Annotated in this window: 19 protein-coding genes; 5 read left to right on the top strand and 14 right to left on the bottom strand. The window is 49.6% G+C overall.

The window, feature by feature from the left end:
* Positions 1-120 precede the first annotated feature (120 nt).
* On the bottom strand, positions 121-822 hold the full coding sequence (locus tag ACQ4MZ_RS22440; RefSeq protein ID WP_430848707.1) for a response regulator: 702 nt from the start codon (positions 820-822) through the stop codon (positions 121-123).
* Between the two features lie 152 nt (positions 823-974).
* On the opposite strand from ACQ4MZ_RS22440, the gene ACQ4MZ_RS22445 reads away from it, so the two are divergent.
* On the top strand, positions 975-1616 hold the full coding sequence (locus ACQ4MZ_RS22445; protein ID WP_430848709.1) for a response regulator: 642 nt from the start codon (positions 975-977) through the stop codon (positions 1614-1616).
* 20 nt (positions 1617-1636) lie between these two features.
* On the opposite strand, the gene ACQ4MZ_RS22450 is transcribed toward ACQ4MZ_RS22445, so the two are convergent.
* Both ACQ4MZ_RS22450 and ACQ4MZ_RS22455 read right to left on the bottom strand, forming a co-directional pair.
* On the bottom strand, positions 1637-2263 hold the full coding sequence (locus ACQ4MZ_RS22450) for a response regulator (protein ID WP_430848711.1): 627 nt from the start codon (positions 2261-2263) through the stop codon (positions 1637-1639).
* A 274-nt stretch (positions 2264-2537) separates the two neighbouring features.
* Positions 2538-3173: a response regulator transcription factor gene (locus ACQ4MZ_RS22455; RefSeq protein WP_430848713.1), complete on the bottom strand. Its 636-nt coding sequence runs from the start codon at positions 3171-3173 to the stop codon at positions 2538-2540.
* 274 nt (positions 3174-3447) lie between these two features.
* Between ACQ4MZ_RS22455 and ACQ4MZ_RS22460 the strand changes: the two genes are divergently transcribed.
* On the top strand, positions 3448-6666 hold the full coding sequence (locus ACQ4MZ_RS22460) for a two-component regulator propeller domain-containing protein (RefSeq protein ID WP_430848715.1): 3219 nt from the start codon (positions 3448-3450) through the stop codon (positions 6664-6666).
* Positions 6667-6688: 22 nt separating this feature from the next.
* Here the strand turns inward: ACQ4MZ_RS22460 and ACQ4MZ_RS22465 are convergent, their stop codons facing one another.
* Positions 6689-7228, bottom strand: coding sequence for a hypothetical protein (locus ACQ4MZ_RS22465; protein WP_430848717.1), 540 nt, complete (start codon positions 7226-7228; stop codon positions 6689-6691).
* 102 nt (positions 7229-7330) lie between these two features.
* On the bottom strand, positions 7331-8359 hold the full coding sequence (locus ACQ4MZ_RS22470) for a hypothetical protein (RefSeq protein ID WP_430848719.1): 1029 nt from the start codon (positions 8357-8359) through the stop codon (positions 7331-7333).
* Positions 8360-8558: 199 nt separating this feature from the next.
* Between ACQ4MZ_RS22470 and ACQ4MZ_RS22475 the strand changes: the two genes are divergently transcribed.
* The 3 genes from ACQ4MZ_RS22475 (at position 8559) to ACQ4MZ_RS22485 (ending at position 11464) form a co-directional block, all read left to right on the top strand.
* Positions 8559-9509 (top strand): hypothetical protein, encoded by a 951-nt coding sequence (locus ACQ4MZ_RS22475; RefSeq protein WP_430848721.1) that lies wholly within the window; start codon positions 8559-8561, stop codon positions 9507-9509.
* 91 nt (positions 9510-9600) lie between these two features.
* A complete protein-coding gene (locus ACQ4MZ_RS22480) occupies positions 9601-10158 on the top strand; it encodes an RNA polymerase sigma factor (RefSeq protein WP_430848723.1) in 558 nt (185 codons plus the stop codon).
* Positions 10145-11464 carry a hypothetical protein gene (locus tag ACQ4MZ_RS22485; RefSeq protein WP_430848725.1) on the top strand — a complete coding sequence of 440 codons (1320 nt, stop codon included), beginning with the start codon at positions 10145-10147 and terminating at the stop codon, positions 11462-11464. The genes ACQ4MZ_RS22480 and ACQ4MZ_RS22485 overlap by 14 nt, the downstream gene beginning before the upstream one ends.
* A 28-nt stretch (positions 11465-11492) precedes the next feature.
* Here the strand turns inward: ACQ4MZ_RS22485 and ACQ4MZ_RS22490 are convergent, their stop codons facing one another.
* From ACQ4MZ_RS22490 to ACQ4MZ_RS22530, 9 genes are all read right to left on the bottom strand, one after another.
* Positions 11493-12083 carry a TetR family transcriptional regulator gene (locus ACQ4MZ_RS22490; RefSeq protein ID WP_430848727.1) on the bottom strand — a complete coding sequence of 197 codons (591 nt, stop codon included), beginning with the start codon at positions 12081-12083 and terminating at the stop codon, positions 11493-11495.
* A gap of 49 nt (positions 12084-12132) precedes the next feature.
* Entirely contained in the window at positions 12133-13131 is a 999-nt protein-coding gene (locus ACQ4MZ_RS22495) for a hypothetical protein (RefSeq protein WP_430848729.1), read from the bottom strand.
* Positions 13124-13462: a DUF3817 domain-containing protein gene (locus tag ACQ4MZ_RS22500; protein ID WP_430848731.1), complete on the bottom strand. Its 339-nt coding sequence runs from the start codon at positions 13460-13462 to the stop codon at positions 13124-13126. The genes ACQ4MZ_RS22495 and ACQ4MZ_RS22500 overlap by 8 nt, the downstream gene beginning before the upstream one ends.
* Positions 13463-13478: 16 nt before the next feature.
* Positions 13479-13943 carry a hypothetical protein gene (locus tag ACQ4MZ_RS22505; protein ID WP_430848733.1) on the bottom strand — a complete coding sequence of 155 codons (465 nt, stop codon included), beginning with the start codon at positions 13941-13943 and terminating at the stop codon, positions 13479-13481.
* A gap of 70 nt (positions 13944-14013) precedes the next feature.
* A complete protein-coding gene (locus tag ACQ4MZ_RS22510) occupies positions 14014-14736 on the bottom strand; it encodes a ThuA domain-containing protein (protein ID WP_430848735.1) in 723 nt (240 codons plus the stop codon).
* Positions 14737-14763: 27 nt separating this feature from the next.
* Complete coding sequence (locus ACQ4MZ_RS22515) at positions 14764-17076, bottom strand: glycosyl hydrolase family 95 catalytic domain-containing protein (RefSeq protein WP_430848737.1); 2313 nt, start codon at positions 17074-17076, stop codon at positions 14764-14766.
* Positions 17073-18959 (bottom strand): glycoside hydrolase family 97 catalytic domain-containing protein, encoded by a 1887-nt coding sequence (locus ACQ4MZ_RS22520; RefSeq protein ID WP_430848739.1) that lies wholly within the window; start codon positions 18957-18959, stop codon positions 17073-17075. The genes ACQ4MZ_RS22515 and ACQ4MZ_RS22520 overlap by 4 nt, the downstream gene beginning before the upstream one ends.
* A gap of 9 nt (positions 18960-18968) precedes the next feature.
* Positions 18969-20435, bottom strand: coding sequence for a RagB/SusD family nutrient uptake outer membrane protein (locus ACQ4MZ_RS22525; protein WP_430848741.1), 1467 nt, complete (start codon positions 20433-20435; stop codon positions 18969-18971).
* An 11-nt stretch (positions 20436-20446) separates the two neighbouring features.
* The gene (locus ACQ4MZ_RS22530) at positions 20447-23845 is read right to left on the bottom strand and encodes a TonB-dependent receptor (protein WP_430848743.1); all 3399 of its coding nucleotides are present in this window, start codon (positions 23843-23845) and stop codon (positions 20447-20449) included.
* Positions 23846-23987: the final 142 nt, after the last annotated feature.

Here is a 23987-nt window from a genome sequence, read left to right on the forward strand (position 1 = left end):
ACAGTTAGTTGAAAATGAAATTTTTCACAAAGCATAGAAACACTTCTATTCTTTTCCCTCGCCAGAAATAGAGTATCAATGGAGATATTTTTATCCCGGTATTGAACCGGGAAAGGTATCCTATTTCTTACGGGTTGAAATAACATCACCCTTGGACAGATGATACATCTCAACCCGCCTGGCCAGATCCAGCAGATTAGTTACACCCAGCTTTTTAAAAATGCGGGCCTTGAAAGTGCTGACTGTCGTGCTTTTTAAATTCAGCTGACCGGCAATATCTTTCGTCCATTTACCTTCCAGCAACATCTCCATGACCACCAGTTCTTTGGCCGACAAAAGCTCGGCCGGGTCGGATACACCCTGTTGCAGCATGGAGCCCAGCATTTGTGCCCGGACCACCGGACTGAGGTATTTCTGCCCGCTGAGCACAACCCGGATCGCCTCCTGTAATTCAGTTGCTTTGGATTCCTTGGAAACAAATCCGGCAGCTCCCGCGCGTATGCAATGCACGCCATACAGTTCTTCTTTTTGTCCGGAAAAAACGAGTATGGGCGCACCAGGTTGTTGTCCACGCAATTTTTCAATCGTCAGTAAATGGTCGGTACCCGGGATATTCAAGTCGAGAATAACGAGTTGGTAGCGCTGCGAAGAGACCGCCCGTGCCGCTTCCTTGAAGTTAACCGCAGTGTCAACGACCGCATCGCTGATCATTTCCTGGATAAGCATACTGGTGGCGATTCTGACAATATCGTGGTCTTCAACGAGTAAGATTCGGGTGGGGAGAGATTGCAATGGTATCGTGGTTCTCAATAATGTCCCCAATTAACAAAAACTCCCTGAAATTCCATTGAAAAGTGTAGTACTATGTTTACATCCCAAGACCAACATCTCCATTGTGTGGACAGCTCTCCCTGCCTAGTTTTGATCCATAAGGCCTCATCCGCCCATGTTATGAATCAAATATACTACCATTAATGAATGCATTACTTATTGAGGATCACGCCGTTGTGAGGATGGGCATGCGTCTGGTGCTACGCGAATTATTTCAAAATGTAACGGTTTGGGAATCGGAAAATTATAATGAGGGTCTACGCACCGTTCAGGAGAAACCGGTCGATCTGGTCATTCTTGACATTCATCTTCCCGGCGGCCAGGATGTGAAGATGATCGATATGATCAAAAGAGCGAGCAAAAATATAAAAATACTGATATTCAGCGGATTACCTGAGGATAAATATGCACTGAAATATGTACAGGCCGGGGCGGATGGTTATTTGTCGAAGCGATCGGATCCTGGGATGTACGGGGAAGCGGTATGGGCGGTGGCGAACGGAAAGAAATACCTCTCCGACGCGGTCCGACAGCAACTGGTGACGCAGTTGCCACATAATTACAACAAAATAAAACGACGGAAATGGATCGGATTGACGGACAGGGAGTTGGAAATCAGCAGACTGCTCATCAAAGGTTTGTGGACCAAGGAGATCGCTACCCAGTTGGAGCTGAAATTAAGTACCGTCAGTACGTTCAAGAAGAAGATTTTCCAGAAATGCGGCGTCACGAGCGCGATCGAACTTTCCAAAATCATCGACGACGTCGCTTCCACGTCCTGCTGACTTTCCACCTGCCGGGCAGGTTACCGCAACATTTCCATTTTCTCCGACAACGCTACCAGATTGCTCACTTGCAGCTTTTTGAAAACATTCGCTTTGAACGTGCTGACAGTACTTTCTTTGAGGGCAAGCATCTCGGCAATAGCCCTTATTTTGTTCCCTTCCAACAGCAAATGTACCACCAGCCGCTCCCGTGATGTCAACATTTGTAGTGGGTTGTGGTCAGAAGCGTCCACGTTGGCAATCACCTGCGAAAGCAGGCTTTCCTGTATCGCTTTGCTAAAATACGTCTTCGAATCCAGCACCATATCCATTGCAATCCGCAATTCGTCGCCAGAAGCATCCTTAGACAAGAAACCATGCGCACCGGAAGAAACCGAGGGAAGCGCATAGGTAGCTTCGCTCATCGAGGAATACACGAGGATCTTGCTGCCCCGAGCGATCGCCCGCATTTCCCGTATCGTGTGCATACTCCCGCCGGGGATACCGATTTCTACGATAATCAGGTCAAAAAATTGGTTTTCAATGGCTCCCTGGGCTTGCTCAAGCTGTGCCATCAGCGTAACCCTGGCTTGCGGTTTGTGGTCTTTTATTTCCCGTTTAATGGCCGATCTCATCAGAGGATGACCGTCAATAACGAGCACTTTCATAGTACGATGGGTTAACGCTTAAAATGGGTAAAATGAACGGCTCCGGAGAGCCGTTTTTCAGCGTGTGTATAATGTCTTGTTTTATTGCAAACCTGCATTTCAGGATGATAAAAACTCCTTTCGACCACCAAAATCAAAACGATCGTTACTATACGTCAACATCAAAACTACTCCCGCTTATGGTATGCTATCAGATTACTATTGCACCAAAACTAACTAGAATTACATCGTATTAGCTCGTGCCGATCAAAAGTAGGCCATAGAAAGATTTCTATTAGTTTCTAAAACCGACTGCTTTTTGCGACAATTCAAATGTATCGGTCACATTCATTTTCTTATAAATGCGCTTTTTGTAAGTGCTTATGGTGTTGCATTTTACATTGAGCAGAAAGGCAATCTCTTTTGTTGATTTTCCCTGCACCACCTCGTTCATTACCATCCGCTCGCGCTGTGAGAGCATTTCGAGCGATTCCAGGCCTTCTTTCCGATGGTTCGAATCCATCATTGAAACCAGCGAAGTCTGTAAATCCACGCTAAGATACTTGCCGCCGAAACCTACAATGGCAATAGCCCTGGCGAGATCGGCGGGCTTTTCACGCTTCATGATGAACCCGTCGGCACCGGCCCGAAGCGCCGGCAAGGCAAATATCCGCTCAGACAGGCCAGAATAAAATAATATAGAAACACCCGATCTGACAGACCGAAGCACCTGGATGATCTCAGACGGAACCAGTCCGTCTATTTTCACCTCGGTGATCACCAGTTTGATATCAGGATTTTCCCGGAGAACGCTTCGGGCTATTGTCAGGTCCGCCGCCTCAAAAAGCCTGTAATCGTCGGAAATGGTTTTCAAAAATAGCCGCATTCCGGTGCGCAGCAGCGTTTGGTCGTCGATGATGAGGATTTTCATGATGGTAAAGGCCTATGGGCCGGTCAATACAGACAACGGCGCACCAGAGAGACGCGACGCGAAAGAGAAAAAGTTTATACCGGTGACATCAGTAAAAGTAGGATGAAACTATTTTTGTTACAATGGCTCTATGGTAAATAGGGCATAGAATGATTTCTATCATTTCCGAGCGGGTATTTACGATTGCTGATCATCCTTTTATTATTAGGCACGGAACGATTTCACTTACTTTGTCTGAAAATCCAGACACGCCTAAATCAAAACTGTACTTTCAGTGAAGGATCAGATACAAGAGAATGCGACGGTAGCAGCCCACGCCGGCTGTGTCGTGAAGTTGGCGGGAATCTGTATCTGTGTCTTACTACATTTTTTCACACTGTCAGCCGCTTCACAGCCTCCGGCAAAAACTGCGGGATACGCTCTTCGGCACTATACCAGCGAAAACGGCCTGCCTCAAAATTCGGTAGCCACCATCGCGCAAGATCGCGACGGCTTTATCTGGCTGACAACCTATAACGGGCTGGTCAGATTCGACGGACAGGCGTTCCTTACGTTCGGTAAAACGGGGCTGGGATTGAAGAGTAATATGTTCGTGGGCTTTCTTCCTGACGCCGGCCGGCTGTACGCGCTGACGAATGAGCACGACTACGTTAAAATCACCGATGGCCAGGCCGTGAGTGAGGTACCCTCGCCGGTTAGACGCATCCGTTCGATGTTCAAAACCAGGGAAGGGTTTTATGACTTGTTCTTTTCCAAGGGACATGCCGATAGGCTCAATATGAACTGGTTTCTGCTCGACCACACGGATTCGTTCAAAAAGCTCTGGTTCCCGTCCCACTATGTATTTTTCGTCCCGCAATCAAACGGCCATTTTTTCATATGGCAGAAAAACGGAGGCATTGACTTTTACGCCAATTGGAAAAAAGAGAAAAGCTATCCCACACGGATAAGCTGGCCAAGAGGTGTTTTCAGGATCGGAACCAGTTTGTACAACGACGACCAGGCTGGCAATATCGAAATGCTGGCACCCGGCCCCGGAGCGGACGTTTCGGCCGGAAAAATCAAACTAACGGCCTCGCTGTCTCACGATCCAAGGCTGGACCTGGGCAAACCATACCTGGTTTATGCCCCGGATTTGTCGATGAACGCATTCATTTACCAGGATAATAAATTGTTCATGCTTTCGGAGAAGCGTCCGGGAAACATTCAAACAAGACTTTTGCTCGACGACTTCGACTTTCAGAGGAATAATGTAGCTTCTGTATTCTTTGACGAAAGACATCGAAGGCTCTTCCTCGGAACGCTCAGCAACGGGCTGTTTATCTTTGATTTTCATCCATTCGAAACACTGACAGTCAGCAGTAATGAACGGGAAGCAAATGTCTATTATGCGCAAACGGCTTTCTGGGATAGCACCGTAATTACACCGTCCTTTAATGTACTGGGCAAAAGTACTGCCGGCAACACGATCGCCTTCCAACTGTCCCGACCGGCGGGGCTTACGATGAATAAGCGTACTACGCTCACCAGCAGGAATGGTGACATTTGGTGCGTAAGCAATGATATGCTTTACCGCTTCGACGCAAAAGGCGGCAAATTGAAAAGACAATGGAATGCTGGCGGCGAAATATCCCATATATATGAAGACAAAACCGGAAGAATCTGGCTGGGCACCCGGTTCGTTGGTTTGCGTTACATTGATCCCACAGAAAAGGGGATGCCTGTGCGCCTGTTCACACCCAAAATCCCGCGCATTACCTACATGCTGCAAGAAGGCGCGGAAACGCTTTGGGTCGGCGCAGACACGGGATTGTTCCGCGTTAACTTGGGTCGGAAAACTTTTTCACTCATACCACACACCGGGAACGTTTTCGTGAAGAGCCTCTGCATTCCGCATCCGGGAGAGCTCTGGTTCACTACCCGCGACCATGGCCTTTGCCTTTATCAAAATGGCAAACTCACAACGTTCCCTGTGGATAAGAACCACTTTATGGTCTCGGGACATTGCCTGGTTTTGGATAAGAACGGCTATTTCTGGATGCCCACGAACAATGGCCTGTTCCGCATTCTTCGCAAAGACTTGCTGGATTTTACCACTCACCGCGACAGCACCCGGCTTTACTACCACCGTTACATCAAGCGGGACGGTTTTCGGATCGACGAATTCAACGGCGGTTGCCAACCGTGCGCGGTCCGTCTAGGCAACGGTTATGTATCACTGCCTTCCCTCGACGGGCTGGTATTTTTCGAACCGGAGCAAACACCGGTCGATGTGCCGGATTCAAAAATCTTCATCGACCGCATTGAAAGCAACTCTCAAAACGTGCCCATGGAAGGTAGCCAGGTAAAACTGCCGGCAACGGCCACCGATTTGAAGGTACTCATTTCCTCACCTTACCTCGGCAACCGGGAAAATCAGCAGCTTTACTACGCGGTAACGAGCGACCGGAGGGCGGAAACCCCTCAGATCTGGTTTCCGATTGAAAACGAGCAGCAATCCATTCACCTCAACAACCTGGAATCGGGCACCTACACGCTGAGAATCCGTAAAACTGGCGGTTTTGGAAGCAATTCGGAGCGATTGACTTCCCTGACCGTCATCGTCCCCTATCAATGGTACGAGACCTGGCCGTTTAAAGTGCTGATGGTAATTCTCGCAACGGCGACCCTGGGGATGTATTTCAAAAGCCGGCTAAAAAAGGCGGATAGACTTAACAAGGTGCTCGAATCCCGCGTATCCGAAAAAACACAAAACTTACAGGACACGCTAAACGTCCTCAAAATTTCGGAACAGGAGCTAGTCAAACAAATACGACTTCAAATGCATCTGATAGGCTCTATCAGCCATGACATTCGCAGTCCGCTCCGGTTCGTACAATATACGTCATCACAAATCCCCGTCTTGATTCAAAAGGGTGAATACGATTTGGCGGAAAGCATAGGCGCCAGTGTGAGTGAGTCTTCTGAAAAAATCCTGCTGTTGCTGGAAAATATGCTTTCGTATGTTAAATCCCAGGTTTCGGGCGGTTCCGTGGCATTCGAGGCCGTAGCTATTCGCAAACTGGTGGATAACGTCGCTGCCATTTTCAAAGACGCGTTTATAATCAGGCAAAATACATTTGTCAACGACATCCCTGATTCGTTGATCGTCAGGTCGAACCAGCAGTTGCTGAAAGTGATCCTGCACAACCTGATCGACAATGCCAACAAATTCACATATCAGGGAGCTATTACTGTAAGTGCCCGCCAGGACGACGGCATAACCACATTGTCGGTATCAGACACCGGCGCCAATCTTCCGGACGCCGTGCGGGACTGGTTCAACGATGGCAGCACGGCATATCCGGAATCATCAGATGGTGAACAGGGTGTTAACGGCATCGGTCTGCTGATCGTCAGGGAGCTGGCCGAACTGCTGAATGCAGAGGTCCGTGCGGATGCAGGTCCCGGGGCAGCATTTTTGATAAAGTTCGGCAAACCCGGCGAATGGTGATCTGAAAGCAGCTGCTCCGGCCTCAACGCCAGCCCACACTCATCCCCACGCCCGCGTGCGAAGCGAGCGCATTAGGCAGCAGTGGCGGGGTGTAGCGTAATCTGAGCATGTAAATCCATTTTCGGGATACAATGTGAAAGCGAAAACCGGCCACACCGGAGGGCGTCAGCAGCCGTTGTTTGTTCGTATCGTAGTAAATGCCGTTGTCGTAGCGGTCGACGAGGAAACCACCTATTCCGGCTTCAAAATAGCTTTCGACCAGATAGTTGCCCGGCTGAGGAATGCACGATCTCCGTTTATAAGGATTTAATACGAAACAATGCGTCAGAGCCGCTAAGACAGTAGGGCTCCGAAAATTCGCGCTGGTAATGGCCCCAATACCCGCCTGAACATTCCAGAATGATTTTTTGAGATAACCGAAAGCTGCTTCGGCAGTAACCGCTGCCCTGGGCGCAATACCGTATGCGTCAGCTCCAAAAGCCCCGCGCGTGCGCGTATAGTACGGCTGCGCGGCGGCATATTGAGAAAAGAAGAAGAGGATTACGAAATATCTTGATAACACGTATAAAGGCTTTGCCTCTTAACGGTTGAGAGTGACTGATAATTATCCCGGTTTCGATTTTGGATTATTCAATTACCTATACCAAAACTAACTTCCTAATAATCAATAATAAGAATATGTAGAATATACTAATTTCTTGTCGCCGTTAAAGCACAAATACCAGCGCTCATTCTTGCCGTTGCTGAGATCGAATGTATAACCCCGGTTGTCTTCGTATTCATTGCGAAAACTACTGTTGAAATTTACAAAGTTGTCGAGGTTAAAACCCATAAACTGCGAAGACGCAGCGAACAAATCGCGGAAATAGGTGATTTCCTTGTTAGTGAGGTTTGATGCTCCAAAACCCGGCCCACCATTGAAATCCTGATTAAACTGACGTATCCTGTTAAAGGCGCCGACCCATAACACCTGCCCATCTTCCTTAAAAAGAATGGGAAGGCTAGTCGCACCAAGGAATTTGACAGAAACCATATACTGCTTGGTTCCGTCGGGCATTACATTGACCGTACACTGGGAAAAAGCCAATTCATTATTATTGATAATGTACTGGCGGCTCGCCTCATTAAGGTTGGTGAGCGAATTCACAAATGCCGGGTTCGGCTTGTTTCGTGCAGCAATATATTGCTGGATCACATCGGGCAAATCCTGAATTTCGTTTGTAACAAATCCTCTTTCATAACTTGTAAGTGTTGCGCCCCCATTAACGAACCGCACTAAATATTTCAACCCATTCAATTCATAATCAGCAGCATACGAATTCTGTTCATTGAGATATGTAAGCTTTCTGTAATTGCTCAATTTACCTCCCCGGATTGTCAGGCGCTGGATCGATGCAACCAGTGAATCCGGTACCGCTTCTCCGACAGTAGCAGCCAATCTGAGAATATCGGATGTACCGACGATTGCATTATAGCCGGTATTGTTATTTTCAAAAGACAGCTCATACACCCGCCCTTTTTCCACCTCTGAGAGGCCTTTCAAATTGGTTGCCGACGGGTATGATTCATAAATCAAATCCTGAACTGACTGCGGTAATTCCAAAGAAGGCTGAGGCGCAGTTCCTGGATTTTCAGGGGATTTACATCCATGAATGGCTAATAGTACTATTGCGAAAAGTAAAAAGAATCTCATTGTTTTTCGGCGTAGTTTTGCGGACTCAAATCATAGACCTGTTTTCGAGTTTCAAACGTTGCCCGATATGGAAATAAATCATTTCCGATTTTAGTCCTCAAAAACATTTTCAAAAAAATTCCTCGGCTCAGGCAACATTTTCCAGCGACTCCCCTGTCTGTTAGGCAAACATGTCGGTAATACGCTCTATTATATATTAATGAACTTCGAAAAGATTGCACTTTTTGTCACAATCCTCTGCTTATCGATTCTGATCGGCTGCAATAAGGTTGTCGATGTGCAGGAACCCGATACTGAAACCGTTCCCGAGGCCACCATTACGGCTATAAAAAACGACTACCCGAATGCCGAGAAGTTTGTGTTCAAAACTTTATTGAAAGACAAATTATGGAAAGCAAAATTTGTCAGCAATGCTTCCAATTTTGAAACGCAGGTGAGCCCTACGGCGATCGTTGCCCAGGTTTACCGGGAGTCTTCCGATATCACATTATACAAAGACCTGACCGACAAGCTGAAAGTAAGAGGAGGAGCAATTTCCGGCGTTCAACTGGCCGACAAGGCCACCGATAACGGGGCGAGAATGAAATACGTTTTCAATGGCAAGCCGTTCCTGCTGGATTACTATATCCTCAACGACTGGCACATTATTAAACTGACTTCGAAAGCTCCTTCCGAGTCCATTGCACTGGAAGTCGTGGATTTACCAGACAATATTCAATCGTTCTGCCAGCAAAAGGCCATATCGCTGACCAACGCCACTATCAATCTGATCACCGATTCCGAAGGCAAAAAAGCCTATTACATCTATCCCGTGGCGCAATTGTATCCGGTTATCTTCAATGAGGCAGGCGAATTGTTGTGGATAGCCCGCAATTCCAATGGCTCGAATGTCGTCAACAAGCCTAATAATGAGGTAGGCAATGCGGAACTGCTTGCGAAAGTGAGCGAGGGATATGAGGACTTCACGACGCCCACCGCTGTCGCTTTCGAAGCGCAGTTCGACAGCCTGAAAAGTATCCGGTATGTATTCCAGAAAAAATCCGGGGTGGAAGGCACACGCACATTCATTAACGAACTGAGAGAAGTTTTTGTCAACGCCGCCACAGGGGAAATCATTTATGACCAATACTCATCCTATGTTTTTAGATAGCTTGTTCATGCAGGACCTTCGAACAGTCAGCAATTAACAGCCTCTGTTTCGATCATACTTGCGAATGGCCTTATTTCAAACAAAAACCAAAATGGAACTAGCGGAGCTCGTGAAGGCTTGCCAAAGGCAGGACTCGCGGGCACAGGCTGTTTTCTATGACCGCTATAAAAGCAAATTGCTGGGCGTTTGCCTTCGCTATGCAAAAACCGTGGCTGAGGCGGAAGATATTTTTCAGGAGGGAATATTACGGATTTTCGCAAAGATCAACGACATCCAAAATCCCCAGGCGATCGATAATTGGGTCAAGACGATCATGGTCCGCCATGCGATCGACTACTACAACCAGGTGACGCGCAAGGAAATGCTGAGCACATCCCACGAGGATGTAAAACTGGATTGGGAAAACAACGACTACACGCTCTTGTTCAGCAAACTGGACATCAGCCTGCTTCTCGAAGCCATCAACGAACTGCCCGACGGCTACCGGATTGTGATCAACATGCATTTCATTGACGGGTACAAACATGCGGAAATAGCTGAAATGCTGGGCATTAAAGAAGTCACATCCCGCTCTCAATTATTGAAGGGCCGGAATCTTTTAATTAAAAAACTGGAACAAAAAGGGATCAAGCAGCATGAAATCTTTTGATGACGAATTAAACGATGCCATTCGAAAGGCCCTTCACGATTCGTTTGAGAATTTTGAAAGAAAGCCTCGTGCATCCATTGACCAGAAAATATATAACACCCTGGACAAACCGGCCAGAGTAAGACCTTTACTCCTTTCTACCGCTGCGGTTCTTTTATTGCTGCTCGGGTTCGGAGTGAAGGAAATAAGCGAACGCTATGCTTCCTTTCGATCAATTACCCACTCCCGGGTCACGGACAGGGGACTCAAAGAAAATGCCACAGTAGTGCCTCTTCATGGCAGCATCGTGGTCAGCGCCGACCAACCATCGCATCATGAAAATGCTACCCAGGCAAATGCAGCCAAAACGACCATCCGGAGACCTTTAAAAACAACAGATCCGGAAAAACCGGCAAATACCCTGCGTGAGCATTCTAAGCCGGTACTCAATAAGGTTCACACTGGCGCGAGTCCTGCTCCTCGGGCCCAAAACCATACACTGCTTTTCAAAGAGAGCGGGCACACATTGCCTGTTCAAATGCTGGGAAGTCCCGTTAATCCCACTAACATGCACACTATTACTGCTGGCCATCTGACGCCGTTCCCTATCGATCTGGCTATGCCGGAAATCAGCCGTGTGGTAAATGCGGGAGACTCGACATTGCAAGCGCCAGAGCCTCAGCCGGTGCGCGAAAAGCTCGATTTCCCACGCTACCAGCCTTCCGACAAAAAGTCGTTTGCCTGGCTGTTTAATCTATCCGCGACCAATACTTTCCAAAGCATTTACCTGCTGCCCAATGCCGAATCTCGTATCCTGAAAGTCTCCTTTCCGGTATCGGCTGCGAATCTGGGATATAAGCTCAGTGCCGGGTTCCAGACGCTGGGCTTTCAATGGCTGTTCCATTACAGCCATCTCAGCTGGAAAGCGGAATACGTTTATGCGATCGATGAATTTAAAGCCGACGAACAAGGTGCGAATCGCTATGTTTTTGAGCGGCTGGGGAAAGCAGAAACGGTAACCAGCAAAGTGGAATTGGCAGGAATAGGCATTAAAAAACAGTTCGATTTCAAAGGCAAGCGTACCGGGCGCTTTTTCGCAAGAATCGGTGCCGACTATTCCCGTCAGCTGCAATCCAGCGGACAGGATTTCGTCACGGGCGCGATTTCAGCAGGAAAGATTTTTACCGTGAACAAAACCACGGACCTGATCATCGGCCCTTATTTCGAATACAATTTCAACAAGGTACCGACCGCCGAATACAGTATCAAAGTACGGCCTAATCAGGTCGGTTTATCGGTAGGTTTAAGGATCAACAGAACGAAGTAACGGCGCTAAAACTGGTGCGGCAGGCAGCTCAGCGCAGCGCTTCCAGATAGTTTTTTAACTCATTCAGATAAGGTAAGTATACCTCCTTGCTCTTTTCCAGTTTGCCAAAGTTGCGAATGCCCCAGTAGCCCGACAGGACGAACATGGTTATCTGCCGCGCATTTACGTCCTTGCGAACGGCACCGTTCGCTTTGCCACGCTCGATCAGATCGATCATCGTGTCGATCCATTGTTGGGTCAGCTCGTTTAGTGCTTTGTTGAAATCTGCATTCCAGGAGGTCATTTCATGGGTGAGATTAGCTGCGGGGCAACCGTACTCCACTTTGAGAAATTCGTTTTCCATCAGCAGATTGTACATTAGCCCGTAAATGGCGGTCAGCGGATCGGCCCCGGCTTGCAGAGGCCCGATGAAACTGCCTGCGAGCGTCGGTTTCAAAAGCTCATTGATGATGGCCAGGCCCATTTCGTCTTTGTTTTTGAAATGGTAATAAAAGGCGCCTTTTGTAACCTTGGTAGTCGCGATGATGTCGTCGATACTCGTGGTTTGGTACCCCTTCACGTAAACCAGCTCAAATGCCTTTTCAAGAATAGTCAACCTGGTCGCTTCTGCCTTCTTCATTGGTTTGCTCAATCCATTTTCCTCAAACCTACAATTTTTACAGGTCAAATTAGTCCGCAAGGCTTTTAATATAGTCCCTGATCAGTTTTACCCCTTCCTCGTCGGGCGTCGTCGTGCCGATTTGGGGCATATGGTATTCGCCCATCGTGCTCATCCGGATCACCATATTTTCCTTGTTATAGCCAATACCTGTTTTCTCAAACGGCGTGTTATAACTCAGGTCCAACGAGGTCCCGGCGGCCGAGCCGGCGTCGCGGTGACAATGAGCGCAGTTCATTTCAAGGTAAGCCCTGGCCCGTAGCGCCAATGCCCCCGACGAATCTTTATAATCCGGAAGCGAAGCAATTCCCCCAACGTCTGCCTTGCTCAACACCCCTTTCTTCATGAAGTAGACCAACTGATTGACATTTTCGCCTCCTACATTGACATCGATATTCAAATTTCGTATCTGAGGGCCCAGCGGGACAAGCTCATCACCTGAACGGTGGCAGGTACCGCAGTCATTTTGCGTCGGAATCTTGTATTCCAGATGCCGGTATTTCCCATACTTGTCCTCGAAGTAAACCGGTACTGTGGCTCCTTCCGTCAACAGTTCCGCATCGGTTTGCGCTTCGTTCCATCGGTAAGTAGCGGCGTTCCATTTGCCGCTGGAATACAGTAGCAAGCGGGTTTCTACAATCAGCCTCGTTCCCTTCCCTGCTTTTGAATAATAGAACGTCTTCGCGAGCAGCGTGCCGTCGGGGAATGACGGAAGTCCGTCGCCTTGAATGACCATCTTCCGACCTTTGGGAATTTTCAGGAGGCGCTGCTTTTCGGCGTAGTCGGTGAACAATGAGGAGCCGATCAGGATCGGTACCACGCCGTCGGCCGGAACGAGATCCGGCATTTCGCCCTTGAACAATGCGTATTCCGACAATCTGGCTTTAAAGGAAACATTGTTGCTGATTGCATGCGGGCCATTGTTGCAAGCCTGCATTAATACAACCGCCAACACCAGGCATAGCAGCATCGCCAATCCTAGTCCCTGCTTACCTCCTGTTTTAAACACCTTGGTCTTTACGATTATCCCAAACAGATTGTTCACGGGCCAGGACGTACTTATCGATATAAAAAGTCCCGAATGGAATCATACAAGCCAGCAGGACTTTCCAGGAAATTTCTGAAAACTTCCAGCTATAAGTCACTGCGGCGCTTAATGTGGCCAATACGAACAGCGTAAAAAGCAGACCATGAATAGGCCCGATCACTTTTACGAGCAAAGGTTCGCCACCCCAATATTTTAGGGGAACAGCAATAAAAACCAGTAAAATCAACGAAATACCTTCGAAAAAACCGAGTATTCTCAGGCGTCCAATGGGCGTTTTGAATAATTGAAGCATAAGAAATGCGTGATAATTAAAATGATCTGAAATAGGGCCGGTTAACCAGCGGTGAGAATGGCCAGGGAATGGCGGCCAGGATGATCAGCAAAGCAATTGCAAACCAAACGAGCATGGTCCTGAATTTTTCCTTATCCGACCCAATGCGCTTCGCCCTGGCCGACCCGACGGTGATCACGACCACTGCAATGGCCATGAGGACAATGTGAATCAGCCGGAAGAAGATGTGCTCGCTGACAAGCCCGGCGCCCACGGTTTCGGCGACATCGAACTTCACGACAGGGCTAATCATGTAAAGCGAGAGTCCGAGCAGCAACTGGACGTGCGCAATAGTAGCTGTAACGTGCCTGACTATATTGTCGGCAACGGAAAATGCCCTGCCCGAACGAAGGCCGGACAAGGCGATCCCGATTGCATAAAAGAGGCTTGCCAGAACAAGCCATCGGTTGATGGAGTGTAAAATGAGAAGTGTTTGATGCATGGTTTTTGAGTTTCCATGCAAAGCTAAACCAAAAACATACTACTTAGTATGTTTTTGGTTTAAGATATTTTTACCGGTGCCGTTTGATCGACCATTCAATGCCCTGGCGCAACAATTTCCGGTAGTTGGAGTTACCAAAAGCCTCAGGCCCGTGACCCAGCTGAATAAAGAGCACCTCGCTGCGGCCATACGGGTTGGTCCATGCAATGTATTTTGAACTTCCGGGATGTGTCGTACTCAGCAGTGGCCCGATGGTTGGCTGGGTGAGGAAGTTCCCGTAAACCTCGTCATAGATTTCAAAATCGGTGAGTCCTTTCGTGACCGGGTGTGCCGGATTCTCGACTTTTACCGGAATGATCACGTCATGCTGATAGCTCGATTTCACCGGACTTCCATTCACCATCGTAGCCTTTTCGTAATACTTGCCGCCGATTATTCGCAGGAAATCGTCCCAATTCTGATAGGAAACCAATGAATGATGCAGAAAGACCATCGCTTTGCCTTTTTGCAGCAAGTGCAGATAGGCTTGCTTTTGAGCAGGCGTAATCGAATCGTTCATGTCGTAAAAAACCAGCGCGTCGTATCGGCCCACCTCAGAGGAAGCGATCAGTTCATTCGCTTTGGGCTGCTCCAACTGGTCATAGGTGAAATTACCCAATGAATCCATCATATTGTAAAACGGTACTTTCTCGAAACCGTGCCCGCCGGTGATCACCAGCAGGTGGTACTTATTCTGGGAGAAGGCCGCCAGCTGAACAATGCATAGTAAAAGGGTCATCGACAATGATTTCATAGCAAATCAATTAATTGAGAATGATGCTTAAAGGCTAATGAGCTCCAACCGTTCCCCCTGCGAAGTTGCGAAAGAAAACATCTTGCCGCTTAGCTGCTCCGCTTTCTTTCCATTCCGAAGCAATTGTACCGGGCGACCCGGCCAGGGGTTTTCCATAACACAAGGCCTTCCCGCTTCACTCAGCAGCTTGACAGACCCAATTTTTCCCTCCTGCAAAGCGCAGCTGACCAGAAAGGCACCATAGGCACGGAGCTGATCAAAGTTGGCATTTTTTGTTCTGTTCCAATTGGGGAATACCCGGATGACGCCTTCATAGCTCTGCATCATCATTTCATTGATCGTCAATGGAACTGCCGATAGCGTCTCAATGCCGCCGCCTTCCGCAGTAATCCAGAGATTAGGCAGGGACTGGCGTTTGATACGGTCTGTGAGTTGCTTCATCACCTCGTCAGAGTCATATCCTACTCTGATAGCTGCCGGAAAACAGGTCTCGACACCATTGCCTAAGGTATTTGCCCATTCCCCCGGTGCTTTCATTTTGTCTTTCCAGCGACCGACGTCCCTCAACAATATCTGGTTGAATGCAGAATCGGTCACAGGCCCGCATACACCTCCCGGTAGCACCAGTCCGTGGATCGACACCCTGGCGAGCCCCTCAACCTTGCTATGAATCGGTGAAGGGCTGGTTTCGACATTTTTGAGGCTCAACTTCCCGTCTACCTCGCCTACTGTGAACTGGCTCATATGCTTGACAATATGCTCCCACTTCTTCCGTCTTTCCTGGTCGACATTTAGAAACCCGCTCACGTCTATCATCCCTTTGAACAGCATTTTGACCAATCCCACCGATAATGTCGAGTTGAAATCGCCCAGGAGCTGGCGCCATTGACCTTTATTTTTAAGGTTGGGCATCACCTCATTATAGTGGTCCATATAAATCACGTACCGCCCGTTCTCGAATTTCAGATAATCTTCCCAAAAATTCGCGCATTCGCGCATGTATGGATACACCCTGCGCGCATACGCAGCATCATATGTGCTGTAAAAACGCATGAGCATATTGCCCACGCTGAACACTGCATTGATTTTCTGTCCCAGGAATTTGTATCCTCCGTCAATTGTATTTTCGCGGGAAGCGTACCTTGTCTCCATCTCGTCGGCCGTCAGTGGCCAGCGGGTAGTGACCAGCCCCATCGGACCGATCCCAACCGGGTAATAGATCCCCCTGATACCAAGAAGCTCTCTCGCGTGCCGCTTCCCGTTTTCCATGTAATCGAGCAGGGGCTTGTCGAAATTATCGGTTTCATCGATATGGTTTGAAGAATAGGCGGCCCAAAAAGGGGCCTGATAGTTGTAATTCAGGTGGTAGTCGCCACCCCATGCGGCAGAATCCTTCGTAATAAATGATCCCCAAATGCCTGGTGCAAATTTGCCCGCCCGCGAAGTCGCCCCGAAGAGGTATTGGGAGGCATAATAGTATTTTTCCAGAAACGGGTCGCCTATCTGCACGGACGACCGGCTCCAATACTTTGCCCACCATGCCTGGTGGGCCTTCTGTAACCCGTTAATTTTCGCCAGCGTCATGGCTTTCGCCTCCGCTATCGTCTTTTGTTTCCACTCTTTCGAATCGTGGTTGGAATACATGGTTACTACCAAAGTCACCTTGCTGCCGGGCGTCAGGGTAATGGCGCCATCGTTTTCCGGTTTAGTGCCTAATACGCTTACGCCCATCGCCACGTGCGACGGCCATGCAAGCAATGGGGTATTTTCAAAAGAGCGCGTAACCCAATGCACGCCTGCCTCGGTCCCTTGCGCATTGACGGATGTGTTTCCCTCCGTCGCTCTCAATGCAAAATACATCGCGCAAGCTTTGTTAGCTTCCAGCTCTATCACAACCGTGTTGGTCGTTGCGGACACCCAGGTTTTCACCGACACCGAAAGGGTATTCTTTGAAAACCGGGCGGCGATTTCTGCTTTGTCCTGTATTTGCTCGGCATAATAGTCGGCCCCTGCAAGTGCGGGAATATTGATTTCCAACCATCCGGGCAAGGCAATGCCACCGCCTGGGTAAACCGGATAAGCACGCCAGAAATCATTCTTTCCGAGGTAGAAGCGCAGCTTATCCGGGTCGCCTCCCAATGTAAGCCCGATATCCCCGTTTCCCGCCAATGGCCCGTCCGGCGTTTTGGAAGTCGGCACTTTACGAGGCGGACTAGTGAAAACGGCTTTGTAACGTCCGGCATAGATATCCTGAGCATTGACCGGTTGCTGTAAGCTTAGCAGCATCACCATAAACAGGCCGAATATTGGAATGGTTATGATCCTAAAAATCGCGTTCATGGGCGTATAAATTTTGCAATGAAACCACCACCTTCTCCCAGGTTCAGGTGAATGCTACCATTTTTGTCATAGCTCCCCTTTTCAAGCGTTACACTCGCAGGGTTCTCATCTGAATCCCTTACTTCCGAAGCAGTGAAAGTACCCTCCGCCAGGAAGCTCAGCGGAATATCAATGTTCTTAGGGGTAGCACCGTTCATGACAGCCAGAAACCAGCGCTTCCCGCTCCGGCGCGCAAATACGGCCGCCTCGCCGATCGCAGACCCCGGCAGTACGATAGTCTCGTCCCAAACGGACGGAATACTTTTGATCATGTCCACCGCCGGATTTTCCAGCAAATGCTCAGGGCTTGCTGAATAGGTAAGCAGCGGAGCCGAAAAGATGGCGGCACTTGCAATCTGATGCGCCCAGGTCGTGTTTTTCCGGCGCTCGCCGAAATGTACGGGTGTGTACTCCGCGTGGCCGGTCACGAAACGGGTAAACGGCAACGTCACATTATGCCCGGCCCGGTCTTTCAGCTTACTTGCCTCCATTCCCTTCACTGCTTCGCGGGTCAGCTCATTGGGCCAGGTGCGTTCCTGACCTGTGGGCTTGTTGGCACCGTGGAAATCCACCATGAGCTTCAACTCCGCGGTTTCCCGCAGGATCGATTGGTACAAATCAATCTCCTCTTTCGCCTCGTGATCGAAAAAATCGAGCTTTAAACCGCTAACGCCCAGATCACGGCAATGCCTGAAAAACGCCTGCCGCGTTTTCGCATCCCGAAGCTCCTTCGAATGCACCCACAACCAGATGTAAACCCCTTTTTCGCGGGAATAATCCACGAGTGATTTCAAGTCGCTATCCGGCCATTTTTTCCAGAAACCTTCGAGAATATTATGTCTGAAACCCAGCTCGGCTGCCTGTCGGGAGTATTCCTTCATCGTTTCCAGGGTACCTTCACCCCCGTTATCAAGGTATTTCCAAACTGCGGAACCGGGCTGTATCCAGTCGGTTTTAATGCCCTGCGGGAAAAGCTTCTTATCCGGCGGCGGGCACAGGTTGTGCACGATATCACTGTTGACCAACGCATTCAACCCATTTGCAACTACAATCACGCGCCAGGGAGTGGTTACCGTTCCGCCGATGGCAGCAGGTTGCGACAGCCGGAGCACGTCTTCTGCGCTGTAACGCAATTTGTAGGGATAGGCAGTCGGTTGATACTGAGGTAGCCTCAGTACCATTCCCTTGTTACCGTCGGTCTGCAAAGCCATTCCACCATAATTTTTAAGGTCCGCCTCCGTCACCGACAAGTAGAGCTGGCTGTCGGGCAGCCGGAATGTCACCGAAGGCGCAGCCCATTGTCCGGCTTTTACCGTGTCCATGCTTTTCCGTGCGTATTCGCCTTCGTAATGCATGTACAGGTCGTGGTACCAGGCCGTGGTCCCCGCGGGTAGCCTGAAAACGGTGGATTCGTCGGCAATGCGTTTCGCGTCGGACTTGCCGGGAATGGTCAGTTGAAATGCCGCGCCATCGTTAAATACCCTTACATCGACGGTGTACCGTATTCCGCCCCGGCTAATGCCGATCTTCGAGCCGTTGCAATGGTTCCTGGCTACGGAATGGGCGCCATTCCAGGGATATTCTTCCTTCACCTGATAGTTCTCCGCTTTCCCTATATTGATTTTGTGGGTAATGCTCTTCCCGTCCAGCGACATACAGATGGGCGAAGCTTCGATCACGTCCTTGTTTTCATAGGAAATGCGGTAGAACAGGGAATCACTTTTTGTGAAAAGATGGAACAAAATCCTGTTATCGGGGCTCTTGATCGTCAGGTCTTGCGCAGACAATAGCCGGGTGGACGCCAGAAGTACCAGCACCACCAATCTTTTGATACCAAACATCATTTTATGTTATCAGTAATTTTCGTTTTGCGCCCAAACCCCTTTCATAATATCCATTTGCCCCAACGGAATAGGTAATAGGTAGGATTTGAATTTTCTTTTTGTGCCTTTCGCGTCGTACGCAACTTGCGGGATCACTTTATCCAACAGCTTCCAGCGGACCAGGTCGTTGTACCGTAATCCTTCGAAAGCCAGCTCAACGCGCCGCTCATTTCGGATCACGTCGCGCGTGAGGGTAGTTTTCGCAGGCATTCCTACGCCAGGCCTGGCGCGCACGTCGTTCAACGCCTTCAATGCATTCGCGTCACTCCCTTTCCCACTTTCAAACATCGCTTCGGCGTACATGAGCAGCAAGTCGGCGTAACGAATTTTCACCATATGCTGCTCGCTTAATGTGGAGCCTGATCCGTTGTTGATCGCCAGGTTAACCCACTTTTTGAAGGCCATGCCTGTGTAAGGAATTTGTCCTTCGGCGAGGCTTCCGGTTTGTTTGAAACCGGCTGGATTATAAGCCCATGGGTCGCCCGCTTCAAAAATGGTCATTTTTCTGCGCGGATCGTTCGGTTCATAAGCATCCCGGAGCTCGGTTGTGGGGAATACGGACATCCGGGCGCCAATCACCTGGTCGAGCGAATGGTAGTCGTCCGGTGCCTTGAACTGAACAGAAAACATAATCTCCCGGTTGTTGGCCTGGTTCCCAAAGAATATCCCCGAATAGCTGTCCGAGAGCTTGAACGGATTCGCAGGATCACCGATCAGGCTCCATGCCGCATCGGCCGCTTCACCGTACCGCTCGTTATTCAGCAGCACCCTCGTTTTTAATGCAATAGCCGACCCCTTCACGGCACGCCCGTCTGTATACGCATTCGCGGGAAGGTATGAAATGGCAAGATCCAGGTCTTTCAGTATCTGCGCGACCACCTCCGTCTTAGGCGCTCTTGGAGTCTCCCGGATATTGTCGTCGAGTTCCGCGGGTTTCAGGAGAATGGGCAGATCGCCGTAGAGCTGCGTAAGGTCATTGTAATAAAAAGCCCTCAGAAACAACGCTTCCCCTTTCATCCGGTTGCGGACGGCGTCGGTAGTAGCCGTTACCCGGTCGATGTTCGCGAGGAAGTAGTTGCACGCAGCGATCCCCTGGAAACCGATGCTAAACGATTTGCTGACGATACCCGTCGTAGCCGAATTGTGCTCGCCGCGCATCACGACGTCGAAAGACTCATAACCCGAGGTATTGGACGCGTTATCGGACAGCGATTCCCAAAACAGGAAGTTTCCGCTCTGCGCGGGACCATTGGATATAATGGGTTCTTTCAATTTGGCATAACAGGCAATCAGCGCCTTGTTGGCCTCCGTCTCCGTTTTCCAGAAGTTCTCAGAATTGGGATTTGCAAGCGGGTTTTTGTCCAGCGTGTCCTTGCAGGCGAACCCGACCGTTGTCAATAGAAGGAGAAATATATTTTTCGCGAATCTGGTTGTCATGGCATTACGGATTAAAATGTGACTTTAACACCAAATGAGTAGATCTTGGCCTGCGGATAAATAGCCGCTCTGCCGCTGGCGGCCGCACGCTCAGGGTCTATTCCTTTAAAAAATTTACTGAATGTCAATAAATTATCACCGGAAACATACAATCTGAGCATTTGGACTTTCGCGCGGTTGATCAACTTGGCCGGGAAGCTATATCCCAGCTGAAAGTTCTTTAACCGTAAATAGGATGCATCTTGCAGCCACCAGTCGGAAACCTGGGTGTTGGGCGCGTAGTTTTCGTTGAAGATATGCGGGATCGTGTTCGACGTACCTTCGCCGTCCCAGGCCTTCTCCCAGAATGTAGGCGGCGGTCCTGCCTGCCGGAAAGGCGCTATCCCCCACTCCTTAATGTAAATCTTGCGGCCTTCTACGCCTTGCAGGAATATTCCCAGGTCAAAGTTCTTATAATCTGCATTAAAGGTCACTCCGTAGTTGAACTTCGGGAATGCACCGCTGACAACCATACGGTCGTCGGTCGTGATTTTACCATCCGGGACACCGTTCGGCCCGCTGATATCACGGTATTTCATATCGCCGGGTTTGGGCTTCACGAGCGGCGTGGGACCGTTGTCGATTTCACCCTGATTTTGGTAGATACCATCAAAAACATACATGAAGTAGGAGTTATAAGGCAAGCCCTCCTGGGTTACGGTGCCGTTTCCATTGTTCACCTCCCGTGCGCCAAACTTCACTACCTTGTTTTTGTAGGTTTCAAAATTGCCCTGGATTTTGTAACGAAAGTCCTTGATCCTGCTCTGATAACCCAAAGAGATTTCGACTCCCGTATTGCTCATTTCGCCCAGGTTGACCGTCGGGCCGGCAACACCGATAAAATCAGGCACCTGCAAAGGTCTCAGGATATTCGTCGTCTTTTTGGAATACCAGTCCACACTCCCGAACACCGATGCCCGGAACAAGCCAAAGTCAAAACCCACGTCCGTTACGGTCGTGGTCTCCCAGGTAATGTTGCGGTTGATGAGGTCGGTCTGCGTGACACCTTGCTGCAACGAGCCGCCGATATTGTACACTACGGGGTTCAAAACCTGCTGGTACGGGTATGGTACCGATTCCCCGCTCAGCGACCGGTTTACATTCTGGTTACCGACCTGACCCCACGATACGCGTGCTTTCAAACTTTCGAGCCAGGTAACCTGTTTCAGAAATTGCTCTTCCGAAAGTCTCCAACCTGCCGACGCCGACGGGAAAAAGCCCCATTTGTTACCTTTCGGGAACCGCGACGAGCCGTCGTACCGAAAATTCCCTTCGAGCAGGTACTTCTCTTTGAAATTATAACTTACCCGGCCAAATACCGATTGCAATGCCCACTCATAAGCCAGACCATCGGCCAATTGCCCGCCGGGAGAATACGCGCCCAGTTCCAGGAGATCGTTCGACGGGGCATTCCGTTTAAAACCCTGCAAACGGTCGTACCGGAAAGTCTCCTGGCTCACACCCAGCAATGCATTGAGGTCGTGATTGGTGCCGATTTTCTTTGTGTAGTTCAAAGTACCAAATACTGTATACTGCACGTCGTTTTCCTTGCGGACGGTCAGGTTGTTTTCGCCCACGGTGCCATTCCACTGCGTGTTGTACAGATACTGACCGCTCGCATCAGGCAAAAATAGATAAGCCGGAATGCCCACCACATGGACTTTGGTTTGCCGGTCGTTGAACTTGACGGCACCTTTAATCTGCCCTTTCAAACCCGGTAAAATGTTGACATCCATAAATGCCGATGCCAGTGCGTAGTAGTTCCTTACATACCGACCGCCGTTTTCGGCAAGCGCGACGGGGTTTTTGTTACCGCCTTCCTGAATATAGGCCTTGGCAGCATACCGGCCGCTTCCATCGGGAAGCTTCGGTGTAAATGTGGGGTGCGCAGCCAATGCGCTCAGAATCTGGTCCTCGGTTGAATTGCCGTCGAACTGGGTGTTCAGCGCCGTCTCATTCCGGTCGCCTTTGGAAAAAGCGAGGTTGGTGCCGAAAGTGATCGTCTTGTTCAGACTCGTCTTGAAATTGAACTGGGCGTCGTACCGTTTATAACCGGTCGCGATCAAGATTCCCTCCTGATTGAGGTAACCTGCTCCGAAATTGTAAGTGGTATTTTCCTTGCCTCCATTCACGCTCACGTAGTGCTGCTGCATCGGGGAAGTCCGGAAAACGGCGTCCATCCAGTCATAACTCGGATACTGCGCGGGATTGGTAATACTTCCCTGCCGGTATTCCTCGATCTGTGCGGGTGTGTAGAGCTGGTTTGCATTGGTTCCCGTGTGGGCGATGGCCTTGTTGAGCAGCTCCATAAACTGTACCGAGTTTGTGATCCTGTCGTAAACAGACGTAGCGCGCTGACTGCCGAAATTGTAGCTGTAATCGACATTCAACCGGCCGGCGGTACCCGTTTTGGTCGTCACCAAAATTACCCCGTTCGCTGCCCGCGAACCGTAAATGGCCGCCGAAGCCGCATCCTTCAACACGGAAATGCTCTCGATCTGGTTCGGATTGACATTGTTCAGGTTACCTTCCACGCCATCGATCAGAATGAGCGGATCGTTCCCCGCGCCGCTGAATGTCCCCTGCCCGCGGATCTGGATGCTCGCGTTCTCAGCGCCGGGCTGCCCCGAGTTCTGCGTTACCTGCACGCCGGGCATTCTTCCCTGCAAAAGCGAAGTCGTGTTCGGCGCTTGCCGCGTGGTCAGCTCGGAACCTGTTACGTTGCTCACCGCTCCCGTAAGGTTCACCTTTTTCTGGGTACCATAACCAATCACGACTACCTCCTCCAATGCCTTTTCGTCCGTTGCCAGTACTACGTCCAGCACTTCTCTTGTGCCCACTTCCAGCTCCCGGGCCACATAGCCCACAAAACTGAATATGAGCACCGCGTTGTCTTCCGGTAATTCGAGATTGTAACTGCCATTCTGATCGGTAATGGTCCCGTGGCTGGTTCCTTTGATAATCACACTCACGCCCGGCAAGCCTTGCCCGTCCTTGTCGGTCACTTTACCTCTGACCGGAGCCCGGGTTTTCGTTTCGGGACTAACGACCTCCCTTTCCGTGAGAATAATATTTTTGCCCTCTTGCCTGAATGCCAGCTTAGTCCCGTCCAGAATCAATTCCAGCGTTTTCTGAACAGTGCGTGATTCTTTTCGGAGGCTGATATTGTCAAAAGGCGAGACAGCTTTTGAAAGATAGAAGATATTGTAGCCCGACTCCTGTTGAAGCGTTTGAAGCGCTTCCCTTAAAGAAGACTTTTCCAAACCCATGGTGACATTGACATCCCGGATGTCCTGTGCGCCGCTCACCCCTGCGAGTAGCAGCTGGGTTGCCATGATCAAAACACCGACGCCATAAACACTGATCTTCATTAGATTGCAGAGATACCGGCACAAGACACCTTGCCGGATAGGCACAGTTCTCCTGCCTACGGATATAGGTTTTTTCATATATTTGTATTGTCTAGAAATTTGTTTTTGCGAATTTTCTATTCAAAGCTCCCTATTGCTGTCC

Origin of the sequence: Dyadobacter sp. BHUBP1 (assembly GCF_050587785.1) — a bacterium.
GTDB lineage: Bacteria > Bacteroidota > Bacteroidia > Cytophagales > Spirosomataceae > Dyadobacter.